The sequence below is a fragment of the Cellulomonas sp. IC4_254 genome (genome assembly GCF_011603975.1).
Lineage (GTDB): Bacteria > Actinomycetota > Actinomycetes > Actinomycetales > Cellulomonadaceae > Cellulomonas.
In genome coordinates this window covers 1-11,005 of record NZ_JAANNB010000132.1, presented here as the reverse complement: position 1 = coordinate 11,005, position 11,005 = coordinate 1, and the positions used below count along the sequence as shown (strand labels likewise).

The 11,005-nt window shown below is 73.2% G+C and carries 12 protein-coding genes and 1 tRNA gene; 5 read left to right on the top strand and 8 right to left on the bottom strand.

Annotated elements, in window-relative coordinates; all coding sequences use genetic code 11:
* Positions 1 to 70 precede the first annotated feature (70 nt).
* Entirely contained in the window at positions 71 to 322 is a 252-nt protein-coding gene (locus G6556_RS13040) for a nuclease (protein WP_166942009.1), read from the top strand.
* Positions 323 to 341: 19 nt separating this feature from the next.
* Here the strand turns inward: G6556_RS13040 and G6556_RS13035 are convergent, their stop codons facing one another.
* Positions 342 to 731, bottom strand: coding sequence for an aldehyde dehydrogenase (locus G6556_RS13035; RefSeq protein WP_166942018.1), 390 nt, complete (start codon positions 729 to 731; stop codon positions 342 to 344).
* Between the two features lie 97 nt (positions 732 to 828).
* Positions 829 to 1,338 (bottom strand): hypothetical protein, encoded by a 510-nt coding sequence (locus G6556_RS13030; protein WP_166942006.1) that lies wholly within the window; start codon positions 1,336 to 1,338, stop codon positions 829 to 831.
* 135 nt (positions 1,339 to 1,473) lie between these two features.
* Between G6556_RS13030 and yidD the strand changes: the two genes are divergently transcribed.
* Positions 1,474 to 1,752, top strand: coding sequence for a membrane protein insertion efficiency factor YidD (gene yidD / locus G6556_RS13025; RefSeq protein ID WP_166942003.1), 279 nt, complete (start codon positions 1,474 to 1,476; stop codon positions 1,750 to 1,752).
* Between the two features lie 9 nt (positions 1,753 to 1,761).
* Here the strand turns inward: yidD and G6556_RS13020 are convergent, their stop codons facing one another.
* The 4 genes from G6556_RS13020 to G6556_RS13005 all read right to left on the bottom strand — a co-directional run bounded on the left by G6556_RS13020 (position 1,762) and on the right by G6556_RS13005 (position 5,151).
* Complete coding sequence (locus G6556_RS13020) at positions 1,762 to 2,472, bottom strand: VOC family protein (protein WP_166942000.1); 711 nt, start codon at positions 2,470 to 2,472, stop codon at positions 1,762 to 1,764.
* Between the two features lie 54 nt (positions 2,473 to 2,526).
* Complete coding sequence (gene ppk2, locus G6556_RS13015; protein WP_166941997.1) at positions 2,527 to 3,435, bottom strand: polyphosphate kinase 2; 909 nt, start codon at positions 3,433 to 3,435, stop codon at positions 2,527 to 2,529.
* A 66-nt stretch (positions 3,436 to 3,501) separates the two neighbouring features.
* Positions 3,502 to 4,866, bottom strand: a complete 1,365-nt coding sequence (locus tag G6556_RS13010; protein WP_166941994.1) for a glycoside hydrolase family 30 beta sandwich domain-containing protein — start codon at positions 4,864 to 4,866, stop codon at positions 3,502 to 3,504.
* Positions 4,867 to 5,064: 198 nt separating this feature from the next.
* Positions 5,065 to 5,151 (bottom strand) — tRNA-Ser (locus G6556_RS13005).
* Between the two features lie 64 nt (positions 5,152 to 5,215).
* Here G6556_RS13005 and G6556_RS13000 point away from each other — a divergent pair.
* The 3 genes from G6556_RS13000 to G6556_RS12990 all read left to right on the top strand — a co-directional run bounded on the left by G6556_RS13000 (position 5,216) and on the right by G6556_RS12990 (position 8,284).
* Positions 5,216 to 6,112 (top strand): Sir2 family NAD-dependent protein deacetylase, encoded by an 897-nt coding sequence (locus G6556_RS13000; RefSeq protein ID WP_346774881.1) that lies wholly within the window; start codon positions 5,216 to 5,218, stop codon positions 6,110 to 6,112.
* Between the two features lie 229 nt (positions 6,113 to 6,341).
* A complete protein-coding gene (locus tag G6556_RS12995; protein ID WP_240934475.1) occupies positions 6,342 to 7,310 on the top strand; it encodes a sugar ABC transporter permease in 969 nt (322 codons plus the stop codon).
* Entirely contained in the window at positions 7,310 to 8,284 is a 975-nt protein-coding gene (locus tag G6556_RS12990; protein WP_166941990.1) for a carbohydrate ABC transporter permease, read from the top strand. Before G6556_RS12995 ends, G6556_RS12990 begins: the two co-directional genes overlap by 1 nt.
* 58 nt (positions 8,285 to 8,342) lie before the next feature.
* Here the strand turns inward: G6556_RS12990 and G6556_RS12985 are convergent, their stop codons facing one another.
* Complete coding sequence (locus G6556_RS12985; RefSeq protein WP_205693438.1) at positions 8,343 to 10,379, bottom strand: hypothetical protein; 2,037 nt, start codon at positions 10,377 to 10,379, stop codon at positions 8,343 to 8,345.
* A gap of 53 nt (positions 10,380 to 10,432) precedes the next feature.
* Positions 10,433 to 10,960, bottom strand: a complete 528-nt coding sequence (locus G6556_RS12980; protein WP_240934473.1) for an SIS domain-containing protein — start codon at positions 10,958 to 10,960, stop codon at positions 10,433 to 10,435.
* Positions 10,961 to 11,005 lie beyond the last annotated feature (45 nt).

Here is an 11,005-nt window from a genome sequence, read left to right as displayed (position 1 = left end):
GCGCTCCCCCGGCCCGTCCGGTCCCGGCGCGTGAGCGCACCCGCACCCCGCCGGACCCCAGGAGCCTGAAGTGCCGCAGCACACCCGCGTCGACGTCCTCCCCATCCAGGAGGTCGTCGCCTCCGCCTCCCCCAGCGCCTGGCGCGACGGCCTCGTCGTCGAGCAGGGCGCCGCCCAGGTGACGGTCGCCCTGCTCGACGGCGGGCTGCGCGTGCTCACGACGCGCGCGACGCCGCAGCCCGGCGAGCCGGTGGCGGTGCACCCGGTCGCCGAGCTGCTGGCGGTGGGCGGCGTCTGGTACGCCGCGCGCCCGTCGGTCTAGCGGTCCGACCCCCGGCGGGTCAGGCCATCGACGACATCATCGAGCGGCACGCGTCGACCATCGCCCGGCAGGCCTGCGCGCAGATCCGGCAGTGCTCGGACATGGACGCGTGCATCTCGCACTCCGCCGCGCACGCCTCGCCCATGGCGACGCAGGCCTGCATCATCGCCGACATCGCGGCCATGTCGTAGCCCGCGGGCCGCATCATCATCCGCATCGTCGTGGTCGCGACGTCCGCCGTGCTCGCGCACATGGACGCACATCGGGCCATGTTCTCCCCGGCGTCCGCGTCGGCACACATGGTGGCGGCCATCGCCGCGGCCGAGCAGGCCTCGATGCAGGGCTGCATCGACGTCATGTCCATCCCCGTCGTGCCCGCCGGCATCGACTTCATCATGTCCATCATCATGCTCACGGCAGTTCCACCTCTCGTGCGATCGGCTGGTGCTCCGGCACCGTCGACGCTACGCCGGGGGCGCGCGGAGCCACCAGGGGTCGACGCGCGCTCAGCCGAGGTCGTCGAGGGCCCCGAGGTGGACGACCTCGACCGTGACCACCGTCCCGCCTGCAGCGGGCGGAGCGAACCCGCGGGCGCGGGCGTCGGGACCGCCCTCGGGGACCGAGACGTCGTCCCCGGCCAGCACCACCACGGCGATGTCGTCGACGAACCCGGTGGCGATCGGACGCCCGTCGAAGTCCGCGGTGCGCAGGCCGTACCGCGCGCCGTACGCGTCGACCCACGCCCGTATCGCCGCGTCGGGTGCCAGGTCGACCTCGTAGGCGAACCGGGCGAGCCCGTGCTGGTCGCGCGCCCCGAACAGGCCGTGCCGGGGATCGAGGTGCTCGCGACCGAGCGCCACGGCAGCCATGGGCGCGGCGACCGCGGGTTCGCGCGCGAGCTCAGCCCCGCTCGGTCCGGGACCGCTGCGCTGCCAGACGAGCACCCCGACGACCAGCAGCAGCACGACGGTGAGGGCTGCGAGCAGGACGGCGGGGCGCGCTCCACGGGTCGGCACATCGCGACGGTAGGCGCCGGGCGCCGTCCCCCGCGGGCGGTTCCACCCGCATCACCCGATCGCCGGACGCGGCCACCCGGAACCGCACGACGCGCCCGCCGCGCGCGCGGCGGACGACGGGCCTACCGTGACGCGATGAGCCTCGCCGCCACCGCCGCCGATCGCCTCATCCGCGTCTACCAGCGCCGGATCTCGCCCCGGAAGGGCTACTCCTGCGCGCACCGCGTCGCGCACGGCGGGACGTCCTGCTCCGAGGACATCCGCCGGACCGTCGTCGCCCGCGGCGTGCTGCGGGGGGTGCGCCCGACCGTCGCCCGGTTCGTCGCCTGCTACCAGGCCGCGGGGATGCTGGCGCAGTCGGACGTGCGCGGGGTGTGCTGCTGCGGCGGCATCCCGATCCCGTTCCGGTTCTGACCGCCCGGGTCAGCCGCCTGCGACCCCGGCCAGGACCTCCCGCGCGTGGGCGAGGTCCGGCTCGACCGCCTCCGCCTGGGCCGCCCCGAGCGGCAGCCCCTCGGCCTCCGCGAGCGTGGCGGCGGCGTCCTGGACCCGGCCCAGCCGCACGAGCAGCTCCGCGCGGTACGCGAGCGCCCGGGCCCGGTCGTCGGCCGGCGCGTCCGGGTGCCGGGTCAGCCCCGCGTCGAGCGCCACCAGGGCCTGGGCGTCGTCGCCGCGCGCGTCGCCCTGCCGGGCCGCGACCTCGACGGCGCGCGCCAGCCCGGTCGCCGCGGGCTCCTGCGCCTCGACGTCGGCCTCGCGGTAGAACCGGAGCCAGTTCCCCCCGGGGTCCACCACCGTGAACCCGGTCGTCGTGCCCTGCTTGCGCCGCGGCCGCAGGAGGCGCGGGACGCCCGCGACCGGCAGCCGGCCGAGCCGCGCGCGCAGCCCGGCCGCGAACTGCTGGTACAGCGCCTCGGCGTCGGGCACCACGACGATCACGCTGGCGTAGGACCCCTCCGGGTCGAAGCCGTCGATGCCCGCGAGGTGGATCTGGATGTCCTCGCACCGCACGACCGCGTGCGGGTTCGGCCGGCGCTGCCGGTACGTCGGGTGGAACCCCAGCGCCTCGTAGAACGCGACCGCGTCGTCGACGTCGGGGCAGGGCAGGATCGCGTACGTCCGTTCGCCGGCCATCCGACCAGCATCCCCGGTGGCGCCGGGCCCGGGCAACGCCGGTTCGCCGGGCCCCTACTCGTCCGCGGGCTCGTTCTTGCTGCGGATCACCAGCAGCGGGTCCGGCCGGCCGACGACCTCCGGGTCCTTGCCCTCGTAGTCGAACTGGCCGAGGAAGAACCGCATCGCGTTGATCCGCGCCCGCTTCTTGTCGTTGGACCGGATGATCGTCCAGCGCGCGTGCCGCTTGTCCGTGCGGCGGAACATCTCCTCCTTGGCCTCGGTGTACTCCTCCCACCGGTCCAGCGAGGCGAGGTCCATCGGCGACAGCTTCCACCGGCGCACCGGGTCGAGCTGGCGGATCGCGAACCGGGTGCGCTGCTCCTTGCGGGACACCGAGAACCACAGCTTGGTGACGTGGATGCCGGAGTCGACCAGCATCTTCTCGAACACCGGGGCCTGGGCCATGAACGCCTGGTACTCGTCCTCGGTGCAGAAGCCCATGACGCGCTCGACGCCGGCGCGGTTGTACCAGGACCGGTCGAACATGACGATCTCGCCCGCCGTGGGCAGGTGCTGCACGTAGCGCTGGAAGTACCACTGGCCGCGCTCGCGGTCGCTCGGCTTCGACAGCGCCACCACCCGCGAGGTCCGCGGGTTCAGGTGCTCGGTGAACCGCTTGATGGTGCCGCCCTTGCCGGCCGCGTCGCGGCCCTCGAACAGGACGATCGCCCGCTTGTCGTTGTCCTCGAGCCAGTACTGGAACTTCAGGAGCTCGACCTGGAGCCGGTACTTCTCCAGCTCGTAGGCGTCGCGGTCCATCAGGTCGGGGTACGGGTACCCCTCCTGCCAGGTCCAGACCGGGTTGCCCTGGGGGTCGATGAGGTCCGGGTCCGGCGTGTGGCCGTCCCGGACCGTGTAGCCGCTGTCTCGGAGGAACTCGATGTACTCGCGCAGGTCGCGAGGCGGGTTCACGACGGTCATGCGACCACTCTCGGGGCACCCGGGCCGGCGCGCCAGTGCGTCCGCCGGCCCGGGTGCCGCCGGGGCTCAGACCTCCAGGACGAAGGTGTTCAGCGAGTCGGCGGGCAGCACGGGCGAGACGACCTGGTCGCCGACGAGCACCGAGACCGGCATCTCCTCGGAGGTGTCGTTCTGCATGACGACGACGAGCGAGCCGTCGGGGTTGCGGAACGCCACCTGGTTCTCGTAGCCGGCGTAGCTCAGCGTCGGCACCAGGCGCGCACCGGGCCGCACGAAGTGGCTCACGTGCTTGAGCACGTAGTACTCGTGGGTGTACTCGAACGACCGCGCCTCGGGGTCCACCACGACGAGCGAGTTCTGCGACCAGCCCCAGCGGCTGACGCCCCCGCGCTCCAGCGACAGGTTCCAGTACTGGTAGGCGTTCGCGCCGTCGTTCAGGAAGTCCCGCATCAGCCGCCACGCGTAGCGGGCGTACCGCCAGTCGTTCTTGCCGTCGCCGCACTCCTGCTCGGTCTGGTACAGCCGCAGGCCGGGGTGGTCCTTCTTGAGGAACGGCACGATCGACTTGCCGTGCCACTGCACGCCGATGCCGGAGACGGCCTCCGCGGCGGCCGGGTCGGCCAGCACCTCGTCGACCAGGGCCTCGTCCGGCCGCTCGACGGTGCCGAGGAACACCTCGACGCCGCGCTCGCGCATCTCCGGGCCGAGGTGCCGCAGGAACGCGGCCAGGCCGGCGGGGGTCCAGGTGCAGCTCGGGTACGGCTGCGCGGAGTTGAACTCGTTCTGCGGCATGACCATGCCGATCTCGATGCCGAGGTCGCGGTACGCGTCGACGAACCTGCCGAAGTACGCCGCGTACGTCGCGAGGTGCCGCTCGTCCTGGGTGAACGAGTCCGTGCCCTCGGCCTGGACCTGGTCCGGGCGCAGGCCGTTCTCGACGCCGTTGACCCACGGCTGCACCGAGGCGTAGTGGCCGTTGGTCTTCATCCACTGCGGCGGCACCCACGGGGACGCCCACAGCTTCAGCGACCCCTGGTGCTCCAGCGCGGACCGGATGTACGGGACCAGGATCTCGTGGTCGTTCGCGATGCTGAAGTGCTCGAGGTCGAAGTCGCCGGGGACGTCGTCGTAGGAGTAGTAGTCGCGGGCGAAGTCGTTCGCGCCGATCGGCATCCGGCCGATCGTGAAGCCCGCCCCGACGCCCGGGGCGAACAGCTCGCGGAAGATCTCGGCGCGCTGCTCGTCGGACAGGTGCGCCAGCGAGGTCCAGCCGAGCTCGTTGAACGTGGCGCCGAAGCCCTCGATCTCCTGGCGCTCGTCGTCCAGCTGCACGAACACGTCCGGGATCCGGTCGACCGTTCCGGGATCGACGGCCCCGAGGTCGGTCCAGCGCTCGTGCTCGGTCGTGCTGGTCCAGCTCGCGATCCGCATCGCACACTCCCCTTCGTCGTCCCCGGGGACCACGGCGGCCCCGGGCGCGGCGGGCGCGGGCGCCGGGGCGCGGCCGCTACCTACCGCTTACTAGGTAGTGCGAGGCTACCCCTTCCCGACCACGCGGAAGGCATTGGCGACGGCGATCGCCCGGGACGCACGAGAGCCCCGCCGGACACCGGCGGGGCTCTCGTCGAGCGGTAGCGGTGGGATTTGAACCCACGGTGGACTTTCACCCACACACGCTTTCGAGGCGTGCTCCTTAGGCCGCTCGGACACGCTACCTCGGGCCAGAACAGTACCGGATCCCAGGCGGATCTCCCGCATCGGGAGTCGTACCGTGGTGCACGTGACACCCCCGCGCCTGCCGATCCCCCTCCACGACGCCGTCCGGCCGAACCCGGGGACGGTCGACGACGCGGTCCGGCTGCTCCGCGGCAGCCGCCTGACGGTGCTCACCGGGGCGGGCCTGTCGACCGACTCCGGCATCCCCGACTACCGGTCGCCGGACTCCCCGCCGCGCAACCCGATGACGTACCAGCAGTTCGTCGGGGACGAGGGGTTCCGCCGGCACTACTGGGCGCGGAACCACGTGGGCTGGCGGTACGTGCACCGCACGCACCCGAACGCGGGGCACCGGGCGCTGGCGTCGATGGAGGCGCACGGCGTCGTGCTGGGGATCATCACGCAGAACGTGGACCTGCTGCACGAGCAGGCCGGGTCGCGCCGGGTCATCGACCTGCACGGCCGGTACGACCGGGTGATCTGCCTGCGCTGCCACCGCACGGTGACGCGCGCCGAGCTCGCGGAGCGGCTGGAGGCAGCCAACCCCGGGTTCGCCGAGGAGGTCGGGGCGGTCGGCGACGTGGAGATCGCGCCCGACGCGGACGCGGTCATCGAGCAGACGTCGCACTTCCGGGTCGTCGACTGCTGGCTGCCCGACCCCGACGGCGGCGACGGGCCGTGCGGCGGGATGCTGAAGCCGGACATCGTGTACTTCGGCGAGACGGTGCCCGGGCCGCGGGTCGCGGACGCGTACGCGTTGGTGGACGAGGCGGACGCGCTGCTGGTCGCCGGGTCGTCGCTGACGGTGCAGTCGGGGCTGCGGTTCGTCCGGCACGCCGCGGAGGAGGGCAAGCCCGTCGTCATCCTCAACCGGGGGGCGACCCGCGGGGACCCGCTGGCCACGCTGACCCTGGACGCGGGGGCGTCCGAGACGCTGACGGAGCTCGCCGACCGCCTCTGACCCGGGCGGCGGCACGCCGGGCGCCCCGGAGGCGGGCGAGCCCGGACCGTGCCACGCTCCGGACATATCGCCCGTGCAGGAGAGTCGCGGGCACCGCGGGAGCCTTGCGGCGGCCGCACCCGACACCTATAGTCGCGGCATGTGGCATCGTTGCCACACCGTCGGGCGAGGGAGCTGGGCAGGCCTCCCCGCCGGCGTCCACGGTCGACTGGAGGCCTCGATGACGCAGCTGAGAGCCGACGCCGCTCCGGCCGTCGCACCCTCGTCCCGCGCCGCGCGCAAGCGCCGCACGCCCAAGGTGCCCTACAACCGGCGCGAGGCGCTCACGGGGTACCTGTTCATCTCGCCCTGGATCGTCGGGTTCCTGGTCTTCACGGCCGGGGCGATGGTCTACAGCCTGGTGATCTCGTTCAGCCACTACAACCTGGCGACGAACACCGCCCGCCCCGCGGGCCTCGACAACTACGCCCAGCTGTTCAGCGACCCGCGGGTCGCGACCTCGCTGGCGAACACGCTGTTCTACGCGGTGCTCGCCGTGCCCCTCGAGATCCTCGTGGCGCTCGGCCTCGCGTCGCTGCTCAACCAGGCGGGCCGCGGAGCCGGGTTCTTCCGGACGGTCTACTACCTGCCCAAGATGACGCCCGCGGTCGCGACGGCGGCGGTGTTCTTCCTGCTGCTCAACGGCAACAGCGGCGCGATCAACCAGTTCCTGCGCATCTTCGGCATCGAGGGGCCGCAGTGGCTGGTCGACCCGGCCTGGATCAAGCCGTCGATCGTGCTCATGACCCTGTGGGGCGTCTCCGGCACGATGGTGATCTTCCTGGCCGCCCTGAAGAACGTCCCGCGCGAGCTCTACGAGGTCGCGGAGCTCGACGGCGCCGGCGTCTGGCAGCGGTTCCGGAACATCACGCTGCCGATGATCTCCAGCGCCATCTTCTTCAACGTGATCGTGCTGTCGATCGCGGCGTTCCAGGTCTTCGACCAGGCGTACCTGCTGTTCTGGCGCGACCAGTCGAACGCCTCCCCCGAGGCCTCGCTGTTCTACGCGATCTACCTGTTCCAGCAGGCGTTCCGGCAGTTCAACTTCGGGTTCGCCGCCGCGATGGCGTGGCTGCTGTTCATCATCATCATGATCATCACGGCCATCCAGATGAAGTTCGGCAACCGGTTCGTCTACTACGAGGGGGGCAAGGACTGATGGCCAGCACCGGCACCGCCAGCACGCCCGTCCGCCAGGTCCCCGGCCTGCCGGAGGACGCCACGGGCCAGGGCGACCGCCCGATCGACCCGAACCGGCCGCCGCTCGACGAGAACCGCCCCGGCGGCCGCACCGGGCGCCGCGTGCGCCGCGGCCTCGTCCTCACGGCGCTGGTCGTGATCTCGCTCGTCTTCCTGTACCCGTTCGCCTGGCTGCTCGCCGCGAGCCTCAAGGGCCGCGGCCAGGTGTTCGACAACTCTTTGTGGCCGACCGAGTTCCACTGGGACAACTACCTGCGCGTGTTCGACGAGCTCCCGCTCGGGAGCTGGATGGTCAACAGCGTCGGCATCGCGGTGCTCGCGGCGGTCTCCGTCGCGGTGTCGTCGTCGCTCGTCGCGTGGGGCTTCGCGCACTTCCGGTTCCCGCTGCGCGGGTTCCTGTTCGGGCTCGTGCTGGCCACGATGATGCTGCCCGGCGCGGTCACGATGATCCCGATCTACCTGATCTGGAAGGAGCTCGGGTTCCTCGGCACCTGGGTCCCGCTGTTCGGCGCGAACCTGTTCGGGTCGGCGTTCTACATCTTCCTGCAGCGGCAGTTCTACCTCGGCCTGCCGCGGGAGCTGTTCGAGGCCGCGCGCATCGACGGCGCGAACCAGTGGCGGACGTACTGGCGGATCGTGTTCCCGCTGTCGCTGCCGTCGTTCATCATCGTGCTCCTGTTCGAGTTCCAGGCGTCCTGGAACAACCTGCAGGCCGCGCTGATCTACCTGAACGCGGGCAGCCCGGAGGAGTTCACGGCGCCGCTCGGCATCGCCTACGCGATGACCAAGTACAGCCCCACCGCCGGCGGCCAGGGCGACTACCAGTACGTGATGGTGGCCTCCCTGCTGGTGACGCTGCCGATGCTCGCGCTGTTCGCGTTCGGGCAGCGGTACTTCATCGAGGGTGTCGCGACCCAGGGCCGCAAGGGCTGACGACGGGCGAGGGGCCGGGCCGCGTGATGCGGTCCGGCCCCTCGCGCGTGCAGCGCCGTCAGACCGGGTCGGGCAGGAGCGACGGGTCGGCGAGCACCTGCTCGCAGGCCAGCAGCAGGGCGCCGCCGGTCCAGGCGTGGCTCAGCGTGAGCAGCATGCCCTTCGGCTGGAAGCAGGCCGTCTGGTAGTACCGCTCCGAGGTCATGCCCCGGTAGGCGTTGAAGTCGCCGTCGAACCGCGCGACCAGCTGCCGGAAGCACGCGAGGGTCTCCGCGGCGCGGTCGGCGTAGTGCGGGTCGCCGGTGGCGGCGGACAGCTCGGCGAGCTCCCGGGTGCACACCAGGCCGTACGCGTGCAGGTGCTGGTTGGACGGCGAGGCGTTGTCGGCCCCCCGGGTCGCGAACCGGTACACGTCCAGCGGGGTCCCCTCGGGGAACCGGGTGTTGTACGAGTACCGGAAGGTGAGCATCCAGTCCGCGGCGCGCCGGGCCAGGTCGAGCCACCGCGGGTCCCCGGTGCGCCGGTGCAGCGCGACGTAGGACATGACCGCGACGTACCCGTCCTCGGAGGTCGGGGCGAGGTCGACGTCCTCGGGGGCGCCGTGCAGGAACTCCCGGTCGACGAACGCCGCGTAGTGCTTCCCGGCCCGCACCGCGGCCGCGAGGTAGGCGCCGTCCGCGCCGTCGGGGCCGTCCCAGCGCTCCGCCTCGGCGAGCGCGGCCACCCAGGTCAGCCCGGCGGCCCCGTGCCAGGACAGCACCTCGCCCGTCTCGGCGTGGTGGGTGGAGCCGAGGTTGCCGTCGGCGCGCTGCCGGCGGACGACCGCGTCGAGGTTCGACCGCAGCGCCGCCGTCCAGCCCGGGTGCGCGGCCCGGAGGTCCTCGCCGAGCTCGAGCGACCGGGCCAGGAACAGCGTCGCCTCGGCGAGCGTGCGGGAGTGCAGCGCACCGGGGGTGCGCGACCAGCTCGACGACCAGCCGTGCTCGGCGTACCAGACGCCCCAGAAGGTGCCCGAGGGCGACAGGTGGTCGCAGATGAAGTCGATGACCCGGGCGGCGTCGGCCCCGGCGCGCTCGGAGCCGCGGCGGCGGGCGTGCGCGAGCAGCGCGTGCGCCCACGGGATGCCGCTGACCCAGCCGACGTGCATGGCCTGCCGGTCGACGGTCAGGCCGTCGCGCCCGGACACCTCGCGGTCGAAGCCGACGGTCTCGAGCAGGACGCCCGGCTCCGCGTAGTGCCAGCGGTGCAGGCCCTCGGCGGCCAGGTCGGCGGCCTCGGCCACCCCGACCCAGGGCCGCAGCGGCGACCCGGCGCGGACCCGCTCGTGCTCCTCGCGCAGGATCGCCGCGTAGGCGTGCCGGTCCGGGCCGGTGGCGTACACGGCGAACCGGACCGTGACCCGCTCGTCCGGCGCCCAGCGGTACGTCGTCGTCTCCGGGGGCCGCGGCGTCGCCGAGCCGTAGTAGGTGACCGGGCCCTCGCGGAACGGGAACGTCAGGTGCACGCTGCCGGCGCCGGTGGCGGCGTCGTGCGCCAGGCCGAGGCCGGTCATCCCCAGCGCCGTCGACTCCGGGGCGACGAGCGCGACCCCGCCCGGGCCGGCCCAGGCGAGCACCGCCGGGGTGGCGGCACGGTCGGCCCGGAGCTCCCACCGGTCGCTCACCATCCCTGCCGGGTCGTCCGCCCCCACCTCGAACCGCGGGAACGGCCGGTCGCAGTCCGCGGGCCGGTTCTCGCCGTAGAACGCACCCGGGATCAGCCACCAGGGCGCCTCCGGCGCGGGCGGCAGGTGCACCCGGAACCGCAGGCACGCCTCGGTCGCGGCGTCGCCGCGGTGCTCGACGTCGAGGCGCACGTCGACCCGACCGGACGCGGTCGGCGCGGCCCAGGTGGCGACGACGCGGAACGGCCCGGCCTCGCCGGCGACCGCGCCGGGCCCGGCCGGGGTCGCCGGCGCGGGGAGCACCGTGCCGTCCGGGAGCACCACCTCGACGACGTGCGGCACGCGGCCCACGACGGGGCCCTCGCCGCCCGACCACGCGGACCCCGCCGGCCGGAGCGACCCGGTCGGTCGCAGCAGGACGCCCTCGTCCACAGATCCACCCTCCGCCGTCGCGGTCGTCGCAGGTCGGGCCGTTTCCCGGCCCGTCAGGCCGTGGGCGGCTCGCCGGCCGCCCACGCGTCCACCATCTCGCTGATCACGTGCAGCACCAGGGTGTGCATCTCCTGGATCCGCGGCGTCGCCGCCGACGGCACCAGCAGCAGGTGGTCGGCGTGCTCGCGCGCGGGGCCGCCGTCGCCCCCGGCCAGCAGCAGCGTGGTCGCGCCGTTCGCGCGCGCCGCCGCCAGCGCGCGGACGACGTTCGGGGACCGGCCGCTCGTGGTGAAGGCGACGACCAGGTCCCCCGGACGCGCGAGCGCCTCGACCTGCCGGGCGAACACGTCCTCGTAGGCGTAGTCGTTCGCGATGCAGGTCATCGACGTCGGGTCGGTGCTCAGCGTGACGGCGGGCAGCGGACGGCGGTCGCGCTTGTAGTGGCCGACCAGCTCCCCGGTCAGGTGCTGGGCGTCCGCGGCGCTGCCGCCGTTGCCGAACGTGTAGAGGGTGCCGCCGCGCGCGAAGGTGTCCCGGACGAGCTCGCCGGCGGCGCGGATCCGGTCGGCGAGGCCGACCATGGCACCCGCGACGTCCGCGTGGGCGGCGAGGTGGGCGTGCAGCCA

Coding starts and splice junctions, on each gene's coding strand:
- G6556_RS13035 (WP_166942018.1), bottom strand. CDS start 731: ATGATGATGGACATGATGAAGTCGATGCCGGCGGGCACGACGGGGATG.
- yidD (WP_166942003.1), top strand. CDS start 1,474: ATGAGCCTCGCCGCCACCGCCGCCGATCGCCTCATCCGCGTCTACCAG.
- G6556_RS13020 (WP_166942000.1), bottom strand. CDS start 2,472: ATGGCCGGCGAACGGACGTACGCGATCCTGCCCTGCCCCGACGTCGAC.
- ppk2 (WP_166941997.1), bottom strand. CDS start 3,435: ATGACCGTCGTGAACCCGCCTCGCGACCTGCGCGAGTACATCGAGTTC.
- G6556_RS13010 (WP_166941994.1), bottom strand. CDS start 4,866: ATGCGGATCGCGAGCTGGACCAGCACGACCGAGCACGAGCGCTGGACC.
- G6556_RS12990 (WP_166941990.1), top strand. CDS start 7,310: ATGGCCAGCACCGGCACCGCCAGCACGCCCGTCCGCCAGGTCCCCGGC.
- G6556_RS12980 (WP_240934473.1), bottom strand. CDS start 10,960: ATGGTCGGCCTCGCCGACCGGATCCGCGCCGCCGGCGAGCTCGTCCGG.